The sequence below is a fragment of the uncultured Pontibacter sp. genome, assembly GCF_947492645.1.
Lineage (GTDB): Bacteria > Bacteroidota > Bacteroidia > Cytophagales > Hymenobacteraceae > Pontibacter.
The window spans coordinates 111,472-135,869 of sequence record NZ_CANLMZ010000006.1 but is presented as its reverse complement, the minus strand read 5'-3'; the positions used below and the strand labels follow the sequence as shown (position 1 = coordinate 135,869).

21 protein-coding genes are annotated in these 24,398 nt (G+C 45.3%); 14 read left to right on the top strand and 7 right to left on the bottom strand.

The window, feature by feature from the left end:
* The first annotated feature begins 251 nt into the window (after positions 1 to 251).
* The 3 genes from Q1A23_RS07075 to Q1A23_RS07065 all read left to right on the top strand — a co-directional run bounded on the left by Q1A23_RS07075 (position 252) and on the right by Q1A23_RS07065 (position 2,351).
* Positions 252 to 836: a C40 family peptidase gene (locus Q1A23_RS07075; protein ID WP_299821446.1), complete on the top strand. Its 585-nt coding sequence runs from the start codon at positions 252 to 254 to the stop codon at positions 834 to 836.
* Positions 837 to 919: 83 nt separating this feature from the next.
* The gene (locus tag Q1A23_RS07070; protein ID WP_299821444.1) at positions 920 to 1,294 is read left to right on the top strand and encodes a hypothetical protein; all 375 of its coding nucleotides are present in this window, start codon (positions 920 to 922) and stop codon (positions 1,292 to 1,294) included.
* Between the two features lie 670 nt (positions 1,295 to 1,964).
* On the top strand, positions 1,965 to 2,351 hold the full coding sequence (locus Q1A23_RS07065; RefSeq protein WP_299821442.1) for a DUF2147 domain-containing protein: 387 nt from the start codon (positions 1,965 to 1,967) through the stop codon (positions 2,349 to 2,351).
* 113 nt (positions 2,352 to 2,464) lie between these two features.
* Here the strand turns inward: Q1A23_RS07065 and Q1A23_RS07060 are convergent, their stop codons facing one another.
* Positions 2,465 to 2,932 carry a hypothetical protein gene (locus tag Q1A23_RS07060; protein ID WP_299821440.1) on the bottom strand — a complete coding sequence of 156 codons (468 nt, stop codon included), beginning with the start codon at positions 2,930 to 2,932 and terminating at the stop codon, positions 2,465 to 2,467.
* Between the two features lie 162 nt (positions 2,933 to 3,094).
* Here Q1A23_RS07060 and Q1A23_RS07055 point away from each other — a divergent pair, with 162 nt between their 5' ends.
* Together Q1A23_RS07055 and Q1A23_RS07050 are read left to right on the top strand one after the other, a co-directional pair.
* Entirely contained in the window at positions 3,095 to 3,691 is a 597-nt protein-coding gene (locus Q1A23_RS07055) for a hypothetical protein (protein WP_299821438.1), read from the top strand.
* Positions 3,692 to 3,825: 134 nt separating this feature from the next.
* The gene (locus tag Q1A23_RS07050) at positions 3,826 to 6,342 is read left to right on the top strand and encodes a gliding motility-associated C-terminal domain-containing protein (RefSeq protein ID WP_299821436.1); all 2,517 of its coding nucleotides are present in this window, start codon (positions 3,826 to 3,828) and stop codon (positions 6,340 to 6,342) included.
* Between the two features lie 181 nt (positions 6,343 to 6,523).
* Here Q1A23_RS07050 and Q1A23_RS07045 read toward each other — a convergent pair whose 3' ends face one another.
* Positions 6,524 to 7,150: a cytochrome c oxidase subunit 3 gene (locus Q1A23_RS07045; RefSeq protein ID WP_299821434.1), complete on the bottom strand. Its 627-nt coding sequence runs from the start codon at positions 7,148 to 7,150 to the stop codon at positions 6,524 to 6,526.
* Between the two features lie 272 nt (positions 7,151 to 7,422).
* Between Q1A23_RS07045 and Q1A23_RS07040 the strand changes: the two genes are divergently transcribed.
* The 7 genes from Q1A23_RS07040 (at position 7,423) to dapA (ending at position 16,774) form a co-directional block, all read left to right on the top strand.
* A complete protein-coding gene (locus Q1A23_RS07040; protein WP_299821432.1) occupies positions 7,423 to 7,998 on the top strand; it encodes a hypothetical protein in 576 nt (191 codons plus the stop codon).
* A 64-nt stretch (positions 7,999 to 8,062) separates the two neighbouring features.
* Positions 8,063 to 10,375 (top strand): patatin-like phospholipase family protein, encoded by a 2,313-nt coding sequence (locus Q1A23_RS07035; protein ID WP_299821430.1) that lies wholly within the window; start codon positions 8,063 to 8,065, stop codon positions 10,373 to 10,375.
* A 481-nt stretch (positions 10,376 to 10,856) separates the two neighbouring features.
* A complete protein-coding gene (locus Q1A23_RS07030) occupies positions 10,857 to 11,360 on the top strand; it encodes a DUF4920 domain-containing protein (protein ID WP_299821428.1) in 504 nt (167 codons plus the stop codon).
* A 165-nt stretch (positions 11,361 to 11,525) separates the two neighbouring features.
* A complete protein-coding gene (gene ligA / locus Q1A23_RS07025) occupies positions 11,526 to 13,535 on the top strand; it encodes an NAD-dependent DNA ligase LigA (RefSeq protein ID WP_299822292.1) in 2,010 nt (669 codons plus the stop codon).
* Positions 13,536 to 13,981: 446 nt separating this feature from the next.
* Positions 13,982 to 15,019: a sensor histidine kinase gene (locus tag Q1A23_RS07020; RefSeq protein WP_299822289.1), complete on the top strand. Its 1,038-nt coding sequence runs from the start codon at positions 13,982 to 13,984 to the stop codon at positions 15,017 to 15,019.
* Between the two features lie 10 nt (positions 15,020 to 15,029).
* Positions 15,030 to 15,770 (top strand): response regulator transcription factor, encoded by a 741-nt coding sequence (locus tag Q1A23_RS07015; protein ID WP_299821426.1) that lies wholly within the window; start codon positions 15,030 to 15,032, stop codon positions 15,768 to 15,770.
* 134 nt (positions 15,771 to 15,904) lie between these two features.
* Positions 15,905 to 16,774, top strand: coding sequence for a 4-hydroxy-tetrahydrodipicolinate synthase (gene dapA, locus Q1A23_RS07010; protein ID WP_299821424.1), 870 nt, complete (start codon positions 15,905 to 15,907; stop codon positions 16,772 to 16,774).
* Positions 16,775 to 16,806: 32 nt separating this feature from the next.
* On the opposite strand, the gene Q1A23_RS07005 is transcribed toward dapA, so the two are convergent.
* Positions 16,807 to 17,907, bottom strand: a complete 1,101-nt coding sequence (locus Q1A23_RS07005; RefSeq protein WP_299821422.1) for a hypothetical protein — start codon at positions 17,905 to 17,907, stop codon at positions 16,807 to 16,809.
* Positions 17,908 to 18,181: 274 nt separating this feature from the next.
* Here Q1A23_RS07005 and Q1A23_RS07000 point away from each other — a divergent pair, with 274 nt between their 5' ends.
* Together Q1A23_RS07000 and Q1A23_RS06995 are read left to right on the top strand one after the other, a co-directional pair.
* Positions 18,182 to 19,030 (top strand): hypothetical protein, encoded by an 849-nt coding sequence (locus Q1A23_RS07000; protein ID WP_299821420.1) that lies wholly within the window; start codon positions 18,182 to 18,184, stop codon positions 19,028 to 19,030.
* A 276-nt stretch (positions 19,031 to 19,306) separates the two neighbouring features.
* A complete protein-coding gene (locus Q1A23_RS06995; protein WP_299821418.1) occupies positions 19,307 to 20,392 on the top strand; it encodes a lysylphosphatidylglycerol synthase transmembrane domain-containing protein in 1,086 nt (361 codons plus the stop codon).
* Positions 20,393 to 20,398: 6 nt separating this feature from the next.
* Here Q1A23_RS06995 and Q1A23_RS06990 read toward each other — a convergent pair whose 3' ends face one another.
* From Q1A23_RS06990 to Q1A23_RS06975, 4 genes are all read right to left on the bottom strand, one after another.
* Positions 20,399 to 21,619, bottom strand: a complete 1,221-nt coding sequence (locus Q1A23_RS06990) for an SdiA-regulated domain-containing protein (RefSeq protein WP_299821416.1) — start codon at positions 21,617 to 21,619, stop codon at positions 20,399 to 20,401.
* A 125-nt stretch (positions 21,620 to 21,744) separates the two neighbouring features.
* Positions 21,745 to 23,013, bottom strand: a complete 1,269-nt coding sequence (locus tag Q1A23_RS06985; RefSeq protein WP_299821414.1) for a HAMP domain-containing sensor histidine kinase — start codon at positions 23,011 to 23,013, stop codon at positions 21,745 to 21,747.
* On the bottom strand, positions 23,010 to 23,687 hold the full coding sequence (locus Q1A23_RS06980) for a response regulator transcription factor (RefSeq protein ID WP_299821412.1): 678 nt from the start codon (positions 23,685 to 23,687) through the stop codon (positions 23,010 to 23,012). Before Q1A23_RS06980 ends, Q1A23_RS06985 begins: the two co-directional genes overlap by 4 nt.
* A gap of 125 nt (positions 23,688 to 23,812) precedes the next feature.
* Complete coding sequence (locus tag Q1A23_RS06975; RefSeq protein ID WP_299821410.1) at positions 23,813 to 24,358, bottom strand: SRPBCC family protein; 546 nt, start codon at positions 24,356 to 24,358, stop codon at positions 23,813 to 23,815.
* Between the last annotated feature and the right edge of the window lie 40 nt (positions 24,359 to 24,398).

Here is a 24,398-nt window from a genome sequence, read left to right as displayed (position 1 = left end):
AAAAGTAGCACATTAAAACTATTTAATGTAATTAATAGAATATTTATTTTACTTTTTCCAAGCAATTTATTTAATGGCCATTTTTTGGCGGTGAGTTATCAATTGAAGTGAGTAAACCATTTATAGCTTAAAGTTTGTTACAACAAAGCTAGTAACCATTAAATTATGAGCCACTTACAGCTTATAAAGTATAAAGATCTGTGTTTGGCACGATATTTCCATTAAAGCAGTTGAACCAGGCCTACTTAATTATGAAAAAGAACTTATTATTAGCACTTTCGCCACTCGTTATACTTGTCGTACTTTTTTGGTCAGATACATTTCATTACCTGATCCCAGACATAGCCGAAAATGGCACGGAAGCCGCCGCTGTGGCAACTGCAACATCACCAGCAATTACTCTAACCTCTAACAGGCAAAGCACTTATACTACTCCTGCGCCTTTACCAGACATAAGCGAGCAAATTGTCAGCAATGCGCTATCCTTGATCGGGAGCCCTTATGTTTATGCCGGTACAAGCCCCAATGGGTTTGATTGCTCTGGGTTTATAACCTATGTATACGATCAGGCAGGCATTAATCTGCCACACTCATCTGCTATGCAGGCAAACGAAGGAGCATACGTTGCAAAGGAGGAGGCCCGCACCGGCGACCTTGTGATATTTACCGGAACAGACGCTGACAAACGAGAACCGGGCCATGTGGGTATAGTCCTTTCCTCTCCCGGGGATACCATAGAATTTGTACATTCATCTTCTAACGGCGGCGTTAAGATAAGCAAGGTAGAGGGTACACGTTACGATGTTCGTTTTTTGGAAGTGCGTCGGGTACTTTAAAGCGCAGCGCATACTGCATAGCAAACACTTTTGTAATTTAACGTACATAAGCCTAAGCAATGCCGCTTAGGCTTATGTACGTTATGATCCATCCTTACATTATAAATACGGTTAATGCCTTGTTGCTTATCACACTTGGGCTGATAGCATACTTCGCGAACCCCTCCAAACCGCCAACTGCCCTTATGGTCCCGTTTTTTGGGTTGCTCCTGCTGGCTTGCACCTATCACCTCCGTAAGCATAACCGCTTTGTGTTTCATACGGTAACGGCCCTTACGCTTTTAGTGGGCGTATTAGTTTTTGCGCGCATTAATCTGGATGCTTTTAGCTGGACCCTGCGCAATATCATGTTGCTGCTAATGGGGCTGAGTTGTTTTGGGGCTGTCGCGTTTTATGTGTTCACGTTTGTGCGGGAAAGGCGCCTGAAAGACAATACCACCTATAAAGACGACTTATGAGGGGCATAAAATAGAAACACCTGGTGCAGCCCGTCAAGATGCACCAGGTGTTTCAGGAATCCCTCAACTTCAGAGTAAGCGGCGTTCTGTTGTTCAGAATCACCATCCTAAAAAGAATCAGAGGTAACATCGCTATCTGCGTAAGCAGTAGCTATCTACTGCTTACTAAGCCTGCTCACCTTTAGAGTGAACAAAATTACCTAGGCTTACTAAGACGACCGATGGATTAGACATAACACCTCCTTTCTCTTTAGTCAAACATAGACCTTAAACATTTGCCCGCTTTGTGGCGCCTGCTTAAGGCTGTAGCACTCGCTACGATGATTATATAGTTTAAAGGTAAAAGAACGCTTAAAAGTTCACAAGGTTTCTGCCATTTTTTTACAAGTCTCTCTACCTTTCAGTAAGATATTAATTACCAATAATTTAAACTAGTACCACCAGTTTCTGAATTTAAATTTTGCGCAGCAGCCTGTATTTTTAACTAAACTTAGATTAAATGAAAAAGCTGCAGCCTTCAGGCCATTTAATTAAAAGTCATTTAATGCATCTTTAAAATATTTTACTTATATTACGTTGCATATTACAACTAAACTTAACCAACATGAAAAAGCATCTTCTTACTCTTGTAATGCTTATGTTAATTGGGACTTGTGCATGGGCCCAAAAAATGTCACCTATAGGTGTCTGGACAAATGAGGACGGAAAAGCCAAGTTCGAAATCTACAAATGCTCCGGCGATAAGCTTTGTGGCAAAATAGTTTCGTTACGCGAGCCTAACCGCAACGGAAAACCAAAAATGGATGACAACAACCCAAATAAATCGCTTCGCAACCGCCCGTTGGTTGGTCTTGAGTTTTTGAAGGGCTTTGAGTATGACGGTGATAACAAGTGGGACGAAGGCACTATTTACGATCCGGAAAGCGGCAAAACTTATTCTTGCTACATGAAAATGGTAAGCAAAGATAAAATGGAAGTGAAAGGCTACATCGGAATCTCCTTGATCGGTAGAACCCAGAACTGGACAAGAGTGGACGGGACAGCCTCGACAAAATAACTTAATACAAAAAAGTAAAGGTTAGCAGAAATGCTAACCTTTACTTTTTTCAACCCTTTACCATAGCTATAACTGCCATGTGCCGTCAAAGGTTATACTTAGCGGCATTTTTTTTAGCTGATCTGGAGTATTTTATAATCTCTTTCGCGGAAATTGAATGTTTCGCCAGCAGTTTTGCCAGCCATGGCTTTAAAAATAGGCGACATTCCAGAAATGGCAAAGTATGATTCTCCGTCTATTTTGATCTCACCTAAGCTTACCCCAATAAAATAATTCTGAAGCTCAGTATGCACCACAGCGCCTAACGACACATCGTGGTTCGATTTTGTGGCGTTAATCCGGCGCAGCAATGCCATCGTAGAAATAAGCTCGTCCAGTTGCCGCGCATACATATCACGCTGTATCTGGCAGTTTTCTCTAAACGACTCAAATTTATCCTCCATGGCACCGTCATGTTCATTGGCGCTATTCTGTGCCTCGTCCATGGCATCTTTAGCAGCTTTGATTTGTGTGTTCAGAATCTGTATGCTCTCCTGGAGCAGGCGCTTCTTTGTTTCAAGATCTTGTGTGAGCATTTCCATAGGTTAGTCTACCGTTAGCGGGAAAAAATTCTTTTACAGGTTGAGCTCCTCAGCCCCTCCCCTTTATTTCTAAAATTTGCTTAATGTAAGAAGTAATCTGATTTAGGTGATAATGCTTCATAAACTATTTCATTGGTTTTATGTTTATGAGTAAATTATCAAATGCCGTTTAACGAATTTTTTCAACGATTGTTTGGCTTCAAAAAAGCAGCGCACAGGTGCATTAGCCTTCACCGCTCCCAAAAGTTCCTGGCAGCATACCAGGACTGGCTGGCCGCACAAGTATACTTAAACTGGACCGGGCCTTTCTTTAAAGCCTACCATTATCAGAAATGCAGCATCAGCGCTACACCTTGTAGAGTACAGCTTGTAGAGGAGCCTAATTTACAGGGCGCCATCTTATTTTACGATGCAAGCATTGGGGCACAGAATTTTGCTTTTTTGTTTGAGCTGCTGAAAGAGCGTACACAGCAATTAGGTTATAAACTGCACAGCTCCGACACCCGGCTGGTACAGCACGAACGGTATACAGAGCAAGTAGAGCATCATGTGCTTAATCCGCCGCCTGCTGATGTGCCGGGCACTACAGTCTGCAACCAGCTTTATGGCAGCATTCATCTTGACTTTGTGTCGGTAAACAAGCATCCGGGCTATATACGCTTTGTTGCAAACACCTATACAAATGCCTTCTTCAGTAAGCCTTTGCCATTTATGCAGCTATTAGAAGATGTGCTGCAACCCCAGCAAGAGCAGCGTTAACAGTTACAGTATAAAACAAACAGGATACAATGCCGTTTTACACAATTTTAATGTGCGGCAGTCTTTTTTAAATGTCATTTCTTTTAGATACATTTAATAAGACAATTCCAGTTATACTTTATACTGTTGTGCCCATGAAACTACGTTTACTGCTGTTAGCGTTTACCCTCCTGTTTTGTGCCAACACCTATGCTACACACATCGTAGGCGGTGAGTTCGAACTAAGGCACATCATCAACTACAACTACAGGCTTACGCTTAATTTATACTTCGATGATGTAAACGGCAGCCCTGGCGCTCTGGACCAATCGGTAACGGTAAACTTCTTCGAGAAAGGAACCAACCGCCTGATGTACTCACAGGTAATGCCCTTCCGAACGAGAACACCTGTTAACTATACCAATATCGATTGTACTGTCGGGGAGCTTAAAACAAGTAAGATAGTATACTTTGAAAACATTTTCCTGGACCCAAACCGCTTTAACAGCCCTGACGGTTACTATGTTACCTGGGAGCGCTGTTGCCGCAACAGCACCATCAACAACATCATTAACCCCGAAAGTGCCGCCCAAACCTTTTACATGGAGTTTCCGGCGGTTGTAAAAAACGGCGTGTTTTTCCAAAATTCCTCTCCTGTACTTTTTCCGCCATTAAGCGACTATGCCTGTGTAAACGAACTTTTTTACTTTGAATTTAACGGCACAGACCCAGATGGCGACTCTTTAGTATACGACATGGTGACGCCCTTAAATGGCTATACTACGCCGGCAATGCCAGTCTACACCATTACACCACGGCCAGAGCCCTACCCGCTTATATCCTGGCTACCCGGCTACAGCGCAAGCACCCAGGTACAGGGCTCTCCCCCCATGAACATTGATCGCCAGACCGGCCAACTTACGATGCGGCCTAACCGCAAGGGTTTGTTTGTGTTTGGCATCAGGTGCCAGGAATACAGAAATGGTAAAAAGATAGGAGAAGTGCGCCGCGACTTTCAGGTACTTGTGCTCGATTGCCCTACAAACGAGACACCTGCTGTAGCTGCCCGGGAGCAAGGCAAAAAAGACTTTTATAACAAAGGCGAGGTGCTGCGCATCAGCCCGACAGACAATCGCTGCATTGATGTTTATTTCACAGACCCTGACAGAGCAGAGTTTCTAGCCTTGCGCGCGCGACCTGTTAATTTCTCTCGCCAGGATTACAGTTTCCAGGGGCCTACCAGCGGCATCATCAACCAGGGCACCTCCACCGATTCTCTTAAAGCCACCCTCTGTTTTGCGGAGTGCTTTGATACCGAGGGTAAAGTATACCAAATGGACCTGATCGTGCGCGATGACGGGTGTAGTTTGCCACGACAAGATACTATAAGGCTAAGCTTTGTAATCGAGCCTGTTCCCAATGCTGCCCCTACAGTAGCGCTATCTACAACAGAACGAGTATTTAGGGTTAAGAATGGCGATGTATTAACCTTTGATGCCCTGGGCTTTGATGCAGACAACGACAATGTCACTATCACCGCTGCCGGGCAAAATTTTGATCTGGGTTCTCAGGGGATAACCTTCCAGTCGAAAACGGCTGCCGGCCAGGTTAGCTCCCCCTTTAGATGGGACATAGACTGCAGGGCACTACAGGAGTCTTACAAGATTGATTTTATTGTAAACACAACCGTCTGTGGCAAAACCATCAGCCGCACCGAAACCATTGAGGTAAGGCCGGATAATACTAACAATGTTCCAGTAATCAGCTCGGATAAACAGGTTACAGTATTTAACTTAGAGGTTGGCGAAACATTCGAAGCGAAGATATTCGGGAAAGACATAGACTTGCACGCCCTTGCATTACAGGCTGCAGGAGATGGTTTTAACCTGGCAGATGTAGGCATGGCGTTTAGCAGCACGGGTGGCGAAGGCAGCGCAGAAGGTACGTTTAAATGGGTTGCCACCTGCAATGGCTCACAACAAAGCGTTATGCGCGTTACATTTACTTTAAAAGAAACAGCCTGCGCCCCGTCGTCAGACCAACAGCTTGTATTCGAGTTTAGGATTACGGCCCCAAACAATGCCCCTACTTTTACAAGTGATAAAAACATACTTGTGTTTGACCTGGAACTGAACGAGGCATTTGAGGCAAACTTGTTTGGCCGTGACATCGATTTAAATGCCCTGACCATGAAAGCAACAGGTGATGGTTTCTCGTTGGAAGAAATGGGGATGAGCTTTAACAGCCAGAACGCTAACGGGACCGCTGACGGCAAATTTACCTGGACAGCCAATTGCCTGGCAGCCGACAGAGGCGTACTACGCGTAACATTTGATTTAAATGAGCAGGCGTGTTCCCCGTATCCGGACCAGCAGATAACCATGGAATTCAGAGTAAAGGTACCGGTTATCGCTGATTACGTGCCTGCTAATATTTTTACACCTAACGGCGATGGCTTAAACGACTTTTTTGAGATACCTGCCTTACCAAAAGACTTCTGCACAGCTCAGTTTGCCAGCATCAAAATTCTTAACCGCTGGGGCAAAGAGGTGTTTGCAAGCACCAGTAATAACTTTAAATGGGATGGGAAAGGCGTAAACGATGGCGTATACTTTTACGTGATTGACTACCAAACCACCACCTACAAAGGCTCAGTAACCATAGTGCGGTAAGTATAACAACTCTCAAAACAAGGGGCCCATACTCGTTAGTATGGGCCCCTTGTTTATATGAAATGCATCTGCTAATCCAGCGAATATTAAAAGCACAAAACCTGAGGCATAAGCTTTGTAGCTATAGCATTAATGTAAGAGTAATTCCCAAAGTATAAACCAGGTGAACAAGTAAGTTATACTAAGCCATAAACAGGAACACCAAGTATAAACCTAACCACAGAAAGTCCATAAAATTCCAGTAGCTGCGCAGCATCGAGAGCTGCAGACTACGGTAAGGGTCGCGGATAAAGATCAGGCTGCGAACACCATCAGCGGCTACATGCGCTGTTTTAAAGAAAAGAAAAGAAAGAAAGATCAGGCCGCCAAGCAGATGCAGAATATGCAACGCTGAAATCAAGTATAAATAAGTACCAGAGGCCTTTCCTGAAAAGTGAATTCCGGATTTGGTCATCTCATTCCAGCCAAGTACTTGTGCCACAATAAAAAGAACGCCAAAACCAAGGGTAATGCCCAGGTAGCGCGTCATGCGGTTTAACTTGTCTTTGCGGTAGCTGGCGGGCACCTTGCTTATAGTATAACTACTAAAGAGAAGTAAAATCGTACTGATGCTGAAAAATTTAGGCAACTCGAAGTTATCGTTCAGAAACCCACCCGTTCGCGCAAAAGCCACTACCAGTATAAAGAAAAGCATTCCTATCCCGATCATGCTCAGGAACAACAGCATCCGGATAGGATGCATTCTCTCCATTTTCCCAAAGGCTGAGAGTTGCTTCGGATTTACTTTATTTTTTTTATCTGGATCCATGCGGTATTTCCAACTTGCATCGAAGCAAAGCAACTGGTGCGGGGCTAAGCTTCTTGTAATCAGTTATTACTTTATACACTACCTTACCAAGTATAGTTTTGCATTTATATCATTTAATTTGAGTGTATAGCTGTATTTTCAGCCTTTTTGCACCCAAATTGCCAGCGCCTTCGCCAACCGTTTTGCATTTACACATCTTGCATGTTCGTGTTCCCGGCAATTACCTTTCTGAATAAAATTCGTTATAGGATTAGATGCTAAAATAAACCTGTATGCCAAAACCTATACTTTATAACAGCCTGCTTACCGTACTGTTTGTGTTATTTGTTTGCAAGGTGCAGGCACAGAACGTCACAAACTACACCAGCAACAATAAAGTGCTGGTAACGCTTCACGGTATAAACCGGGCTTATAACTTCACTTCTGATGAACTACTTGTGCGTTACAACAACAACACGCAAAAGCTGGAGTGTGTTTTGAACATCGCCACCCTCTTACCGATAAACGATACCATACCCCCTAACATGGCCTATGATGTTTTTTTTGCGGCAAAATATCCCGACTTGGTGCTCTTTATAGATGCTCCTGTTGAGAAGGTGAGCGGAAGCAATTTATACCCGGGCAGCATCAACAAGACAACCACCATAAGCCTGCAGGGTGCTACAAAGCAGATGGTTATACCCCTGGCCCTGACGGCAGACCGAAATGCCATTGTGTTTAATACCAGCTTCGACCTGATGCTTGATAATTTCTCGGCAAGTGTGCCTGTTCAGTACTTTAACCTGCTTACGGGGCGCATAATGATTACTTTAAATAACGCCCGATGGGTAGGAATGGAAATACGCTGAACGGAGGAGCGACACCAGCCTTCAAGAATTTTGCCACTATACCTAATATCACCTGACAATGCCTATGCCCTTATTTAAACGGCTGCTTATACTTTCGTTAGCCTTGCTGCCCTTGTGCCCGCTTACCTTTAGGGCATCCGCACAAAAAGTAGCGCTTGTACTTAGTGGTGGCGGTGCCAAGGGTATTGCCCACGTAGGCGTTTTAAAGGCTTTAGAAGAAAACAACATACCCGTTGATTATGTGATAGGCACCTCGATGGGTGGGGTGGTAGGCGGTTTATACGCAGCCGGATACTCGCCTAGCGAAATAGAGTATCTTTTTAACACGAAGGAGTTTCAGGATTGGGCTCGGGGCCGCACAGAGGACACTTATACCTACAATTATGCCTCTCCTGATATTAGCCCCTCTTTTCTGCATCTCAACCTGTCGCTGGACTCAACTTTCCAGATGCACCTGAATTCCAGCCTGGCCAATGGGGCGTCGCTAAACTTTGCCTTTGCGCAGTTGCTAGCCCAGCCGTCGGCAAAAGCCAAGTATGATTTCGATAAACTGATGGTGCCCTTCAGAAGTATGGCTTCAGATATTTATACACAGCAACAGGTAATCCTCTCTAAAGGGCAGTTAGCAGATGCGGTAAGAGCCACCATGACGGTGCCACTAGTGTTCAGGCCGATACGAATTGAGCGCCGCCTGCTATACGATGGAGGTTTGTACAATAACTTTCCGGTGGATGTGGCAAGAAGTGAGTTTAAGCCTGATATTGTGATTGGGGTTAATGTCTCTCCCAAAACATTTAAAGAGTATCCTTACGGCAAAGATGACTTTGACCTGCCGCAAACGCTATACTTTTCCATGCTGTCTAACAGCGACTCTACTGCACTTGGCGCTAAAGATGTATACCTGCAGCCCAATACCGGCAACCTGACCGCTCTGGACTTCAGCGAAGTAGTCACGCTATTTAATGCAGGCTACAACGCTGCCCAGGAAAAAATGGAAGAAATAAAAAGGAAAGTCGGACGCCGCGTTACCCCTGAGCAAATGTCTGCAAAACGGCAGGCCTACAGAAAAGACTTCTCAACCCTGACGTTCGAGGATATCTCCGTTTCTGGCTTAACACCGGGCCAGGGTGCTTTTGTGCGGAAATTCTTCCAGAAAGAAGGCAGCAACTACACCATGCAGGATATTAAAAAAGGTTATTTCAGGCTGGCCGCTATTGAAAGTTTCCGGAGCATGTACCCTACCATCCTTTATAACACCGAAAAAAAGAGCTACGAATTTAAACTGGACATGCAGCACGACGAGGAATTACAACTTTCTGTTGGTGGTGTACTCGCATCCAGGCCCATCGACAACATTTATGCAGGCTTCGACTACAGTTTACTTCGTAAAAAACTGTATACTTTTTCGAGCAGCTTTAACACAGGTCGGTTTTACCAGGCAGCGCGGGCACGCCTTCGCATCGATATGCCTGCTCGCTTGCCGTATTACCTGGAACCCTCTTTTATCTACAACAACTGGAGCTTTTTATCTACAAAAGGTTTCCTGCTGGACCGCGACAAGCTGCCCTTTATCGAGCAATCAGACAGAAACTATAACCTGGGGCTGGGCTTCACGAACACCTACAAAGGAAAGCTGGTATTAAACGCTGGCTTTATACAAACCATAGATCGCTACAGTAACCGCCTAGAGATTTTAAGCACCGACACCCTCGATAAAACAAACTTCAATGCCTTATCGGCGGGCATTACTTTTAAGCGTGGGCATTTAAACCGGAAACAATTTGCGTCTGCCGGCTCTATGCTAACAGCATCGGCACGCTACATTAACGGCCGCGAAACTTTACGCCCCGGCTCTACCAGTACCATCAGCACAAAGCAGCAAAGCGAGCACGAATGGTATAAATTAAAAGCAACCTATGAACGCTACCTGGGCGAGCAGAAACACCGGTTCGGATATTTACTTGAAGGCGTTGTTTCAAACCAGCCCTTCTTTATGAACTACCGTTCCACGCTTACCTCTGCTTCTGCTTTTACACCACTCGCAGACAGCAAAACATTGTTTCTGGATAACTACCGGAGCCACCAATACCTGGCGGGCGGCATCAAGTATATTTACCTTATCAGTCCCCGCATAGAGGCTCGTTTAGAAGGGTATGCTTTCCAGCCATACAAGCCCATTTTGCAAAACCAGGAACAGCAGGCATACTACGGTGAGATGCTACACGGCACCTCCTTTATTGGCAGCACAAATTTAGTGTATCATAGCATTATCGGTCCGGTTGCTGTAAGCTTAAACTACTACGGAGACACAGTAAAAGAATGGGGGCTTCTCTTTCACATTGGCTACATCATTTTTCAGGACAGGGCACTTAATTAGTGCATAAACCTTACGGCTTAATTAAACATATACTTTATATCACAATACCTATATATCTGATTTTATGATTTATAGTATAAAACACACTATATCTACACCTACAAAGTATAGTTAACTGTGTAACAAACGCCATACTGTGTAATATCTGTATAAAAACCCCTCTCCTGCCTGCTGCGCCTGCCAATTCACAGGGCCATTGTGAAAATAACCAGCACATCTAGATTCCTTACTCAACCTGATTTAATGGGACAATGTATTATTAATATATTTTTAATATTTTTATACTTATAGTCAATATATTAGGCCTGATTAATTAAAGTTTTTAATTAATAAAATATCAAGTATTTTATCTCTTATAAAATGTAGCCTTTTAAGGTTATTTTCCCTACGCTACAAGCTTCTCATTTTTTATTCCATTTCTTGATTTATACTTCCGGTGATTTATATATCTTTACTAATCCACCTAACCAATGTAAGGAACATGAAAAAAACCGTTTTAAGCCTTTTTGCTGTTGCTGCACTTGCTGCCTGTAACCAAACCGCACCAACTACAGATACCGCTGAAGCAACTGCCACAACCGAAACAGCTGCTGCTGAAAACATATACGGAAGTGATTTTGCAGAAGAAAACATTGTCAGCACAGAGCAGCTGCAAACGCTGGTGCAAGGTAAGGATTCTGTTGAGGCTATAGTTAGTGCAGAAGTGGTGGAAAGCTGCCAGGCAAAAGGCTGTTGGATGGATGTAAAACTGGCCGATAACAGCACCATGAAAGTAACCTTCCGCGATTACGGCTTCTTTCTGCCTATTGAGGACCTGAAAGGACGCGAAGTAGTTTTTACCGGAACAGCAAAGCGTGAACTTATTTCTGTAGACGACCAGCGCCATTACGCACAGGATGCCGGTAAAACGAAAGAGGAAGTGGCAGCCATTACCGAACCAAAAGAAGAACTACGGTTTGTAGCCGATGGCGTTAAGCTGAAATAAAAGCAAGTTTACGGTTTGGCTCTGAACATGCGCTAAAGTATAAATTGGCAGGCTCCTTTCCGGGAGCCTGTTTTGTTTACAAAGCTTATACTTGCAAGAGTTAAAAATCAAGGCTAAAATTAAAAATCTCTTCCCTATTTTTACAGAAGTATAAACAGACTGATGATGGCCCCAGAGAAAGACCCGGCTCAGGAAATAAAAGAGCTAACACACCGCGTAAATTACCTTAACTACCAATATTACCAGAACAGCGTATCAGAGGTATCGGACTTTGAGTTTGATGCCATGCTGAAACGCCTGCAGGACCTGGAAGACCAGCACCCCGAACTGCGCGACCCCAACTCCCCTACCCAGCGCGTAGGCGGTACCATTACTAAAAGCTTTGATACTGTTTACCACCGTTACCCGATGCTTTCCCTTAGCAACACATACTCTGAAGAGGATTTACGGGAGTTTGACAAACGGGTGCGTAAAGCCATTGGCGATGATGTGGAATATGTGTGTGAGCAGAAGTTTGATGGTGTCGCAATCAGCTTAACTTACGAAAATGGCCAGTTTGTACAAGGCGCCACGCGTGGCGATGGTACACGAGGCGATAACATTTCGGCGAACGTACGCACCATTCGGGACATCCCATTGCAAGTGCATGGCCAGGATTATCCTGAGCTGTTTGAAGTGCGTGGAGAGGTTTTTCTGCCTTTGCAGGTATTTGAAGAACTGAACAACGAACGCGAAGAAGCCGGAGAGCAGTTGCTGGCAAACCCTCGCAACGCAGCCTCTGGCACCCTAAAACAACAGGATTCTGCTATCGTGGCCAGCCGTAAGCTTGGCTGCTTCTCTTATAGCTTCCATTGCAATAACAGTCCGTTCCAGACACACTCCGAGAGCTTGCAGGCCATCCAGAAATGGGGCTTCAAGGTATCTGATACCTGGCGCAAGTGCGGGTCTGTTGATGATGTGCTGGCTTATATAAACGAATGGGAAACACGCCGCTTTGAGTTGCCCATAGCCACCGATGGTGTGGTGATAAAGGTAAACAACTATCACCTGCAGGAAGAGCTCGGCTATACTGCTAAAAGTCCGAGGTGGGCTATTGCCTATAAATATCCTGCCATGAGCTCGGCGACCAAGCTTCTGGGCATACAATACCAGGTAGGGAGAACCGGTGCCGTTACGCCTGTGGCGCTGCTGGAGCCGGTACTTTTAGCCGGAACGGTGGTAAAAAGAGCCTCTGTGCATAACGCCAACGAAATTCAGCGCCTGGACCTGCGCCTGGGCGATACCGTTTTTGTAGAAAAAGGCGGCGAGATTATTCCTAAAATTACAGGAGTAGACTTCAGCAAACGCCCCGAAGACAGCCAGCCTATACTTTACCCGACCCATTGCCCGGCCTGCGGCTCGGAACTGGTGCGCTCTGAAGGCGAGGCCAACTTTTACTGCCCTAACGAAAAAGGCTGTGCCCCGCAGATACAGGCTAAGCTGGAGCACTTTATCAGCCGCAAGGCGATGAACATTGATGAACTGGGCCCCAGAACCATTGAGCAGCTATACCATGCAGGCTTTGTGCGCAACGCAGCCGACCTCTATGACATTACATTTGAGCAGTTGCTGAACCTGGAGCGCATGGGCGAAAAATCTGCCAATAATATTTTAAAGAGCCTGGAGAAGTCGAAGCAAACACCATACGACAGGGTGTTGTTCGCTTTAGGCATCCGGTTTGTTGGCAGCACAGTTGCTAAAAAGCTGGCAGAGCAGCTACCCGATATTGTTGCCCTGCGCGGTGCCACTTATGAGGATTTGGTGGCCATAAACGAAATCGGGGATCGCATTGCCAACTCTATACTAGAGTACTTCCGGGACCCGGACCATGTGCAGCTGGTGGAGCGGCTTCAGGCTTCCGGCTTAAAGTTTGCCTCCGAAAATACAGCACCTGCCATGCAAAGTGATAAATTAGCCGGACATACCTTTGTTATATCGGGTGTTTTCGAAAGTATCAGCCGCGACGAATTGCAGCAACTGATCGTAAGCCATGGCGGCAAGGTGGTCTCCTCTATCTCCGCTAAACTTTCTTACCTGGTTGCCGGCGACAAAATGGGCCCCGCAAAACTAGAGAAAGCCACGAAGTTAGGTATCACGATTTTATCCGAAGATCAGTTTCTGGAGATGGTGCGTTAAGATTTATACTTTGTAAATACAACAATGAAGACGCCAGGCTGCAAAACAGCCTGGCGTCACTCATCTTAAACAAACAAACATGAATTACAACGCTTTATACTTTAGCTAACAGGAGCAGCATGCTTTCTGTTCTAGCTTAGGTCTGATCCGTAGTTACACTTATCCCCCATTTACTTTATACAAAACAAGAAGAATATTCAAGTAAAAAAAATATACTATACCAACCCACCCAAAGTATAGACGAAGGCTTACAGACTCGAGACTTTCCCTACAGCCGCAGGTGCAATTCCAAGTATAAATCTGAATTTAAAAACAGAACACAACGGTAAATGCAGAAAATGTGATACTTTGTTTATCTTTAAGCTATTAAAGGCAGCTGCTGAAAGTGCACGCATCTACTAAAGCGCGTATTTCAGAGCTATAAACAAAAATTCCACGTGAACACCATGCCTATTCCGATACCGGTAATATCCCTTAGGAAGCGTTATACTATTGCCATACACATGGTAGTATGGCTTGTATTCGGGATCTGGATCTTTTACCTGGCATCCACAAAGCAATCCATTACCCTGGGCAAAGGCGTAGACCTGGTGGTAGGCCTCCTGTTTCCGGTGCTTATCTTCTACTTTAACTGGTATGTGCTTATTTCAAAGTACCTGGCCCGCAACAAGATCTTCTTATACATCACAGCTGTACTGGCTACCCTTTTTGTTCTGGCCCTGATACAGGCCCCGATTGACTATTACCTTTTTGGGAAGTATAACCCCACCATGACCACGCTTTACAGCACAGACCGCCTGATACAGTATGTGGTAAGTGGTTTGGTAGTGGTATTTATTAGCTCGGCTTTGAAAGTTACAGGCAATTACATCCGGAACGAACGCCTGAACAAAGAGCTGGAGACACAGAAGCTGACGGCTGAGCTGGCATATCTTAAATCGCAGGTAAACCCGCACTTCCTGTTTAACACGCTTAACAATATCTACTCATTAGCTTACAAACAGTCGCCTGATACGCCGGATGCCATCATGAAATTATCTTTGCTGATGCGCTACATGCTTTATGAAAGCAACGACATGCTGGTAAGCCTGGATAAAGAAGTAGACCACATCCGGAATTTTATAGACTTGCAGAAGCTGCGGCTGCGCGAACAAACGAGTATAAAGTTGAACATTGAGGGTGATTTGGCCGGTAAGCAGATTGCCCCGATGCTGCTGATGACGCTCGTGGAAAACGCATTTAAACACGGCCTGGTAAGTAAAAACGAGATTGGCATTATACTTAACCTAGTGGTAGAGAAGGATAAACTGATTTTCAGCACCGTAAACAACATCAGTACGCACAAAAAACGTGAGTTTGGCGGCATAGGCCTTGAAAACCTGAAGCGCCGGCTTAACCTGCTGTATAACAACCGGCACAAGCTGCACTTCGAAGAAAGAGACGGTACCTTTTACGCAACTTTAGAATTATACTTCCAACGATAACCTCAAAACTATGACTATACGCTGCATTGCCGTAGACGACGAGCCTTTGGCCCTGGACATTATAGAAAGCTACATCAGCAAACTGCCCTTCCTGAAATTAATTAAAACCTGCTCCAGCGCCACAGAGGCCATGCAGGTGCTCCAGGATGAGCAGGTAGACCTGATGTTTCTGGACATTGAAATGCCTGAGCTGACGGGTATTCAGTTCCTGAACATACTGAAGCACCAGCCCATGATCATTTTCACAACAGCTTACCCGGACTATGCGCTGGAAGGATTCAACCAGGATGCAGTAGACTACCTGTTAAAGCCCATCCCGTTCGATCGTTTTCTGAAAGCGGTGACCAAGGCACAGGAAAGAATGCAGCGTAACGGCAAACCCGAGGCTAGTGCAAGTGCAGCTGCCACCCAGCAGCCCCAGCACCACGAGCAGGACTTCATGTTTGTGAAAGCCGATTACAAAACCATACGCGTAGATTTCAGGGATATACTTTGGATAGAAGGCCTGAAGGATTACATCATTATCCAGACGAAAGACCAGAAAATAATTACGCTGCTATCGATGAACAAGATGATGGAAAAGCTGCCGGATTCAAAGTTTCTGCGCGTGCACCGCTCTTTTATCGTATCGCTGCAGAAAATAGACAGCATCGAGAAAAGCCGCATAAAAATCGGGAACAAGGAGATTCCGATTGGCGAAGTATACAAAGAGCAGTTTCTGAAGTGGGTGGAGGAGAACAACATCCAGTAAAGCCACGGCTAAAGCATTGCAGCGTAAAATAAAGCTACCAAATACTGCTACCGGTTTTTGACTTGACACAACGTCGTAACATCATTTGCAGATTACAATACATAGTTCGAACTTCGTAGTTCAGAATAGATAAAATGACCAGAGAGCAACTAAGAGGAACGGGCGTGGCCTTGGTAACGCCGTTTAAAGAAGATTTATCCGTTGACTACGATGCATTAACCCGGCTACTTACCTTTGTTATAGACGGCGGTGTAAACTATATTGTAGTAAACGGCACTACTGCAGAATCTGTAACCACCTCAACAGAAGAGAAAGCAGAAATACTGCGCGTAATTAAAAAGCAGGTAAACGGCCGCGTACCGTTGGTGTACGGCATAGGTGGCAACCACACCCAGCAAGTGCTCGATACGGTAGCAAGTACAGACCTTGAAGGCATCACGGCTATACTTTCTGTTAGCCCATACTATAACAAACCATCGCAGCAGGGTATTTACCAACATTATGTACAGATTGCGAATGCCTCGCCGGTTCCGGTTATACTTTATAACGTACCCGGCCGCACAGGCAGCAACGTAACAGCAGACACCACTTTAAAGCTGGCGCTGCACGAAAACATCATCGGCATTAAAGAGGCATCTGGCAACCTGGAGCAATGCATGGCAATTGCCAAACACAAACCAGCAGACTTTATGCTGATTAGCGGCGACGACCTGCTAACGATACCTATGGCAGCTTTTGGTGCGGAAGGCGTTATTTCGGTGCTTGCCAATGCTTTCCCTGAGAAATTCTCGAAGATGATTGCGCTTGCGCTTGACAACAATTTTAAGGAGGCCTCAGCGCTTTTAAATGATTTTGTGGACCTTAACCCGCTGATGTACGAAGAAGGAAACCCGGTTGGTGTGAAGGCTGTACTGGAGCGTTTTGGAGTGTGCTCACCTTATGTACGGTTACCGCTGATAGAGGCATCCGCAGGCTTAAAAGACAGGTTATACAAGTTGCTTTAAAAAGAGTAGACACAAGTATACAGAAGGTCAGCTTAGCGCTGGCCTTTTTTTATCTCCCCGCCGCCATACCATTTTGCCATCACCTCTCCTGCCGGCTTGTTTTGGGGCGTAAAGTCAAGGTGGTCGCGGCGGTTCTCGCGCAGTTTGGGGTACCATTTCCAGATAAAGGTGCCACCGAACCACGGCTGCTGCCAAAACTGCTGAAACATGGCTTCGTACGCATTGGCTTGTGTTTGCTCGGATAGCTGCATTTGCTGCCAGTTTCTGTCGGGCCACTTCCATGGTTCTACGGCGGCATCAGGCGTGCTTTTATAACCAACCTCTGTAAATACCACAGGCTTTTTATACTTGGCCTGCATCTTAACAATTGCAGCCTGGTGCACAGCCCAACCCTGCTTTAGCTCTGCCACACCTGGCTCTGTTTTGCCTGTTAACGGAAAGTATGCCTGTATACCTATAAAATCAAGCGCATCCCAAAACCTGATTTCCTCATACTCTTTGTACCAGTTGGCTGCATAAGTCAGTTGCCCTTTGTATACTTTCCGGACCTCACGGATAAGATTTCGCCAGTCCTGCTCGCGCATAACAGCCGGCAAGTATAACTCGGTGCCAATGCAAAGGGCTTCGATACGCTGCTCCTGCGCCAACCGCGCATAATGAAGTATAAATGCGCTGTAATTTGAGAACCATTGCTGCCATGCTGCTTCGCTCTGCATTTCTACATCGCCTAACCATTTGCCGCTGTTCCGGTCCATGAGCCAGATATGAGGCTTTAAAAGGACTTTGAGGCCTGCCTGTTTTGCAAGTTGCGTTGTATGGATAAGGCCTTTATCACGCTCCCCCCAATATACCCTGTTGCCTCTGCTGATGACAATATCGGGTTCGTTATAGGCTTTCTGCCAGCCAAATGGAGTTTGCGCAATCCATGTTACGTTATACTTGTTTAGCTGCTGCAGTTGCTCCAGCGTAACGGAGTCTCCTGCCACCCAACTCACGCCCCTGATCTTGTTCCTGAGCACCTCCTCTTCCTCCAGCGCCAGGCTAGCAGTTACCGTTGGCGCTTTTAAAGCTGCGGCTATAATCATAGCCAGCAGCAGCGCCACAACACCAGGCATCAGCAGATTTTTCTTCATAGTATTGCAACGTTACACATGCAGGAAAGGCTAGCGTTAACGGAATTAAATTAGCCTATATTTTCTAAAGCAAAAATGTTTATATCAGGATGCATATACTTGCATTACTAGTTTAACCAGAGACAGGTTTAATTTTCGTTATCAATACTCTAAATGCAATAATACCCTAATTTAAATCATTTTTATCTGCGAAAAGCTTATCCAAATTAAAACTGACGAGCCCACGTTCTTCCTGCTAATTTTACTAATTTGCGTGCTTAATCTACAGCCATTTATGCGTAAACTTCTGTTACTGCCGCTTGCCTTTTGTTTTAGCTGTAAGCAGTCTGTTGAGAATACTGTTACCGTCCCGCAGCATGATCATGTTGTTGCCACTATAGCAGACGAACCGGAAGCAACAGAAAAGGAAGAAGTATATATTACCTACGAAGCTGACACAGCAAACCTCTCCCCTGAACCAGATACGCCGCTTAAGTTGATGCTGGAGGGTAGCTTTCATAAGCAGGAAGTATGGCAGCATGCAGAAAAGAAGCCCTGGCTCGCTGTTTATGATGAGAATGGACGTTTTTACCTGCGCCCTGCCAGCTTTAAGGTTCAGCCTGTTTATGACCCCGTAACCGACTCCGAGAATGAGGTAAATGGCAAAAGGATCATATCTGGCAGAGAAGTAATAGGTCAATCCGAAAACACAGTATTTTATTTGACGGGACTTACCAAGTATAAAGAGGGCGAGTTGGATACCGTTAGCTTTTCGCAAAGTGTAATTCCGGCTAACAAAGAGCTTAAATTTACATTTAAGGGCAAACCCTTTAGCATAAAAGCTTACGGAGACAGCACCAAACTGCACGATGAAGCTTACAGGTACCATAACTACAGCTGGAAAGTGACGGGAACCAAACACGGCAAACGCCTTGAGCAGACATTGGCAGAAAATGAGCAATTCGATGAATCCATCTACACGCTACTGTGGGCCGGCGACCTGGACCGCGATGGCACACCTGACTTATTGATAGATGTCTCGAACCATTACAATATCTCAACAATAGTGCTCTTCCTGTCTTCTATGGCAGAAAAAAATAAGCTTTATAAAAAAGTAGCCGTCTTTGAGACAATAGGTTGCTAGCTGCATCTTACCCCTGAGTTTAGCCATACATCTGCAATAGCTGCTTTCATCCTGATAAATTCTCCTTTTACCAAATAGCGCCTCGCCAAACGCACTAAAATTGTACTTTCTGCATTTGGATGATATACACGGCAACACTAGCTAAGCCCTTGTTTTAGCTCATTCGTTTTCTGCACCCTGACTTACGGTTATGGTTTAGCCTATACTACCAGGGTGCACATTTACGACTGACATAGGTTTAGAAATTGTGGCCTTGCACTTGAGACTATAAATTGAATGGCGCTAACCCAAGGTAATTTTCAAAAGCACTTTTCGGCACCCCGGATTATACTTCCTGTTCTTTTAGGCTTAGGGGTGATTGCTTACATGCTGTACCAAAACTACGAGCCTGCGCAACTGGACACCCTCTTAAATGCCAGCCCATTCTGGATCGGGATGACCTTGCTGATGCTCTTTATAAGAGATTTTGGATACATGTACCGCATACGCTTTCTGACAGATAAAGCACTTAACTGGAAGCAAAGCTTTAATGTGATAATGCTATGGGAGTTTGCCTCCTCCGCCCTGCCCTCAGTTGTTGGTGGCTCTACTATTGCAGCCTATATTCTGTTCAAAGAAAAAATTGCATTGGGCAAATCGATAGCGCAGGTAATGGTAACGGCCATGCTTGATAATTTATACTTTGTGGTGGCGCTGCCGCTTGTACTGCTCTTTACCGGTGGCCAGGTTTTCCCGGAAATGGTTGGGTTAAACCAGACTGTACGCGAAAGTATAAGCATCGCATTTTTTGTGAGCTACCTCATGATCGCGCTTTATGCCAGCACCATGTTTTATGCTGTTTTCATAAACCCTAAGGGTGTTAAAAAGCTATTGCTACGTATCGGGCAGCTAAAGCCCTTTAAACGCTGGAGAACGGCTTTATTTCAGCATGCAAACGAACTGCTTATAGCATCCAAGCACCTGCGCACTAAAAACGCTTCTTTCTGGTTTCATGCCAGCATCTCCACGGCCTTCGTCTGGACTGCCCGTTACATAATCATCGGTTGCCTGATCGCGGCTTTCACACATTTAAGCATGCAGGACCATTTGATCGTGTTTTCGCGTAACCTGGTTTATAAAATTGTCTTGTTCTTATCTGTAACGCCAGGTGGTGCCGGCATAGCCGAAATATCCTTTCCTGCGTTCTTCGGGGCTTTTTTGGGAGGATTTACTACAGTTGTGGTATTGCTGTACCGTATTTTAACTTATTATTTATACTTGCTGGTAGGGGCCATTGTGTTTCCGAGGTGGGTGGCCCGAGTTTTTAAGGCCAAACCAACCACCCCGGCAACAGCAGTCAAAAAAGAGGCTGTGGCAGCCTGAACCATCTTATAAGCCCTGGCTATACTTTGTGATCACTCCTTTGCCCTTCTTCTTACCCTCGCTGGCAATATACATTTCTCCATTTGTCCCAAATGCTAAGCCCTCAGCTTTAGGCAATTCCGCGGGGTTCAGGTTAGTTAATTTCACGATCTTTCCCTGTTCGCTCAGCACCATTATTCTGCTGTTTTCAGCATCAAGCACATACAGTTCGTTGGTGAGCGGGTGTATTTCCAGGGATGCCGGCTGAAGCCCGTCGTAGATACTTTTTGCTTTCTTCTTGCTTTCCAAGTTCTTCTGTGGCAGCTCGATAAGTATAACAGGTTCGGGGTTCACTTTATTTGATTGAAGGTCAAATTCAAAAATTGTTTTCTTGCTGCCATACTTCTTATCATACCCTTTACCGGCTATCAGCAGGCGGTTCCGGGCAGCGTCAAGGGCCATCCCCTCGGTATCTTGTGTTGGTGCAAGGCCAAGCGAATGGCTGGTTACCTGCGGCTTTTCCTTCCTAAATCCTTTTATGCGCAGCAGGGTAGCATCGCTGCGAAGTACGATAGCTTCATCATCCATGATCACAATGCCTTCATAATCGCCCGGTCCGGCAAAGTCTATTTGCCTTTCCACGGATCTTTTGCTTGTGTCGTAAATAAATATTGTGCCCTGTTCATCTTGCACACAGGCAAGCTTTTCGTCTGGCAGCACAGCAATTCCGGATATTTCCCTTAGCTCCTGCGGCAGTTCCCAGCGCGCTACGGGCTTACCCAACATGTTAACACGGTCATCCGACATTGAAACAGGTAGTACTGTAGCTTGCTCTGCCTTTAGTGCAGCAGGTTCTGGATCCGTGAGGTTTAACAAATTGCCAGCCTCATCAAATGTTATCAGCACTTCCTTTGTTCTTCGCTGCAGTTCAACCACATAGCTGCGTTGCTTATCGCGCTGCACCCGGTGCACTTCCTCTACATTGTAGTTGCCATACTCTTTGGCCATTCGGGCAAGTATAGCTTCAGGCAAATCCGCTTTATCAATCTCTTCTGATACTTGCACCAAAGCACCCGTAGTATCCAACAGCACCTCCCTTTCCCTGCCATTGATTTTAAAATCAGCTTCGTACAGCGTATTTTCTAAATCCCAGTCAACGTTTTTTACGCTAGGGTACATCTCTGCAAAGCGCACTTTGATATTTTCAGGCACCTGGTCCTCTTCCCAGAAGGTATTGCAAGAGGCCATTATGGTGCTTCCTGCCAAAAGCAAGCTATATAAACTCCGTTTTTTCATATCTACAATCATCTTGGTAATCTGTATAGGTTAGCTTACGAAGTGATTTTGTAGGAATTCTGAAGCCATGATCTGTTTCAGGAGCGGGAATCAAAGTGAATGCATAACTTATGCTCCTCTTTAAACTGGTACTCGTACCTGAAGCTGTATACTTCACTTATCTTTTTCACCAGCGCAAGCCCTATCCCCAACGACTCAACAGCAGCTGAGGCACGCTTAAAACGCCTGAAAAGATAGTCCGGCACCTCCTCCAGCTTTGCTCCGGAATTGGCCACGCACAGTTTGTCGGCTGTCAGGTACACCCGGATATAGCCGTTGTCATGATTGTGTTTGATAGCGTTGTTCAGCAGATTGGTAACCAGCACTTCTGCCAGGCCGCGGTTCATTTTGAGGTATACTTCCTCCAATTCCAGGGCCTGAAGGGTAATGTTACGTACGGCGGCAAATTCCTGCAATATGCTCACCTGCTCCTTTATCACTTCCTGCAAAGGCACCTCGTCCTGCACCTGAAATTCCCTGTTCTCGATGCGGGTTAGCAATATAAGCGATTTATTTAACCGCGACAGCCTGTTGATAGCTCCGTACATATCCGACAACATGCCTGCCTGTTCGCTTGTCAGGTTATCGGATTGCATAAAGAGTTCGATCTTACTTTTAACTACCGCCAATGGCGTTTGTATTTCGTGCGATGCATCTTCTGTAAACTCTTTAAGGTTAATGTAATCGCTGTGGATCTTATCAGTCATGGAGGTAATAACCTCGTTAAGCTCCTTAAACTCTTTGATGTTGGTAGCACTTAGCTGCAGCGGCTCCTGCTGTGCCAGGCGGTAGCGTTTAATCTTATAAAGAGTGCTGTAAAAGTTTTGCCAGGTGTGGCGGCTTACAAGATAGTTTACAAAAAAGAGCCCGATCAGGAGTAGCACAAAGGTCCAGAGCATGGCCAGAACGGTACTTTCCACCAGGTCCTGAAAATCCATCAACGACTTCAGGATAGTGTATTCGTATGGCTTATCGCCTTGATATGCTGTAAAAGTAAGCCGGCGGTAAGGAATATACTCTTCGTCGTAAGTGCTGAAAATTAAGGTATCGGCAAGCTGTTCCATGATGGGTGCCGCCATATTCGCTTCCTTCACAAGTATAGCCTCTGATATACCTGATGTTACGTTTGGCAGGCGATCATGCACCCTTATATAATTGATAATGTTTTCCTTATCTGTAAACAGCTGATCATCTACTTCATCGTAGATCTCTTCGCGCATGGTTGTATAAAACAGGATACCACCAACCAGGAACACAGCCACAGACACCAGCGCATAGTATAAACTGGTTTTGGTCAGGATTCTCATGCGTCGCTGAATTTATACCCAAGGCCATATACATTTTGGATGTAATCGGTGCTGCCGGCATCCATCAGCTTACGCCGCAGGTTTTTGATGTGCGTGTACACAAAGTCCAGCGAGTCAAGTCCATCAATATGGTCGCCCCACAAATGTTCAGCAATAGACTCTTTGGTAACAACCCGCTTTTGGTTGGAAAGGAAGTATAACAGAAGGTCGTGTTCTTTTTTTGTCAATACCACTTTTTTACCTTTAACGCGCACATCCGCAGAATCGGGTATCACTTCCAGGTCGCCGAAGGATATAACTTTCTGGCCGCTGAAATTCCTTCTTCTGATAATAGATTTTAGCCTGGCGTTGAGTTCCGATAAATGAAAAGGCTTAGTCAGGTAGTCGTCGGCTCCTATCTCCAGGCCGTTTATTTTATCGCCTAGCGCATCTTTAGCAGATATGATGATGATGCCGGTCTCGGGGCTGTTTTCTTTTAACAGGCGCACCAGTTCCAGCCCGCTACCGCCAGGCAAGGTAATATCGACAACAACGCAGGCATAATCAAAATCAATAATTTTATAGCGGGCCGCCGTGTATTCTGCAGCCGACTCACAAGTATAGCCTTCCTGCCGCAGGTAATCTACAATAGAGCTGTTTAGTGCCTGCTCGTCCTCAACAATTAAAATTTTCATGCTTCTATGGTAAGGCTATTTCCCGGAAATATAAAGTATAAATCTGAGGAAAATCTGTGATAGGAAAAAGAGCCAACCTGATATACAGGATGGCTCCCAAAGTTTACATATTTTTCATAACTGCTTTACCTTACAGCTGTTGGTTTCTCCACAATTTTTCTCAGGTTTTCGAGGCCTTTCTCGAAACTTGGCCCGAGCATGGGGTCCAGCAGCAGTCCAAAATATTTATGCACCGGGTTAGATCCCGTTTCGGCCTCCATTGCCCACGTAACTACTGTTCCTTCAGGTGTTTCCTCAAACGTGTAATAGGCAAAGCCATCGTTTTGGCCTTCAAACTTCAGCTTTGTATCGATGCGTTGGTAAGGTTTGCTGTTTGTGATGGTGAGCGAGCCACTGCCCACGTCCGGGTGTTTGCTAAACCAATTATACTTTGCGCCTTTACCGGCAATGGGCCCTTCGTAAGAAAGCAACATGTGGGGATCGATTGTGTGCCACGGAGACCATTTCTCCCAGTTCTGCAGCCTGTTTACCTGATCAAATACAGTTGTGGCAGGTGCTTTAAGTACCGCTCTACGCTCTATGGTAACTTTAGAAGGAAGGAAAAAGGCGACAAGCAGGAGTACCACCATTAAACCCAGCAGGCTTACACCGAACTTTTTCAAGACGTACATAAGGTGACGTATTATGGTTAGTTATTGAACATAGGAATTT

Bases quoted from the DNA above. Each gene is read 5' to 3' on its own strand.
- Q1A23_RS07020 (WP_299822289.1), top strand. From the start codon at position 13,982: ATGCCTATTCCGATACCGGTAATATCCCTTAGGAAGCGTTATACTATT.
- Q1A23_RS07070 (WP_299821444.1), top strand. From the start codon at position 920: ATGATCCATCCTTACATTATAAATACGGTTAATGCCTTGTTGCTTATC.
- Q1A23_RS06980 (WP_299821412.1), bottom strand. From the start codon at position 23,687: ATGAAAATTTTAATTGTTGAGGACGAGCAGGCACTAAACAGCTCTATT.
- Q1A23_RS07045 (WP_299821434.1), bottom strand. From the start codon at position 7,150: ATGGATCCAGATAAAAAAAATAAAGTAAATCCGAAGCAACTCTCAGCC.
- Q1A23_RS06990 (WP_299821416.1), bottom strand. From the start codon at position 21,619: ATGGCCTCTTGCAATACCTTCTGGGAAGAGGACCAGGTGCCTGAAAAT.
- Q1A23_RS07075 (WP_299821446.1), top strand. From the start codon at position 252: ATGAAAAAGAACTTATTATTAGCACTTTCGCCACTCGTTATACTTGTC.
- Q1A23_RS06985 (WP_299821414.1), bottom strand. From the start codon at position 23,013: ATGAGAATCCTGACCAAAACCAGTTTATACTATGCGCTGGTGTCTGTG.
- dapA (WP_299821424.1), top strand. From the start codon at position 15,905: ATGACCAGAGAGCAACTAAGAGGAACGGGCGTGGCCTTGGTAACGCCG.
- Q1A23_RS07015 (WP_299821426.1), top strand. From the start codon at position 15,030: ATGACTATACGCTGCATTGCCGTAGACGACGAGCCTTTGGCCCTGGAC.
- Q1A23_RS07050 (WP_299821436.1), top strand. From the start codon at position 3,826: ATGAAACTACGTTTACTGCTGTTAGCGTTTACCCTCCTGTTTTGTGCC.
- Q1A23_RS07030 (WP_299821428.1), top strand. From the start codon at position 10,857: ATGAAAAAAACCGTTTTAAGCCTTTTTGCTGTTGCTGCACTTGCTGCC.
- Q1A23_RS07035 (WP_299821430.1), top strand. From the start codon at position 8,063: ATGCCCTTATTTAAACGGCTGCTTATACTTTCGTTAGCCTTGCTGCCC.
- Q1A23_RS06975 (WP_299821410.1), bottom strand. From the start codon at position 24,358: ATGTACGTCTTGAAAAAGTTCGGTGTAAGCCTGCTGGGTTTAATGGTG.
- Q1A23_RS07040 (WP_299821432.1), top strand. From the start codon at position 7,423: ATGCCAAAACCTATACTTTATAACAGCCTGCTTACCGTACTGTTTGTG.
- Q1A23_RS06995 (WP_299821418.1), top strand. From the start codon at position 19,307: ATGGCGCTAACCCAAGGTAATTTTCAAAAGCACTTTTCGGCACCCCGG.
- Q1A23_RS07055 (WP_299821438.1), top strand. From the start codon at position 3,095: ATGCCGTTTAACGAATTTTTTCAACGATTGTTTGGCTTCAAAAAAGCA.
- Q1A23_RS07060 (WP_299821440.1), bottom strand. From the start codon at position 2,932: ATGGAAATGCTCACACAAGATCTTGAAACAAAGAAGCGCCTGCTCCAG.
- Q1A23_RS07005 (WP_299821422.1), bottom strand. From the start codon at position 17,907: ATGAAGAAAAATCTGCTGATGCCTGGTGTTGTGGCGCTGCTGCTGGCT.
- Q1A23_RS07000 (WP_299821420.1), top strand. From the start codon at position 18,182: ATGCGTAAACTTCTGTTACTGCCGCTTGCCTTTTGTTTTAGCTGTAAG.
- ligA (WP_299822292.1), top strand. From the start codon at position 11,526: ATGGCCCCAGAGAAAGACCCGGCTCAGGAAATAAAAGAGCTAACACAC.
- Q1A23_RS07065 (WP_299821442.1), top strand. From the start codon at position 1,965: ATGTCACCTATAGGTGTCTGGACAAATGAGGACGGAAAAGCCAAGTTC.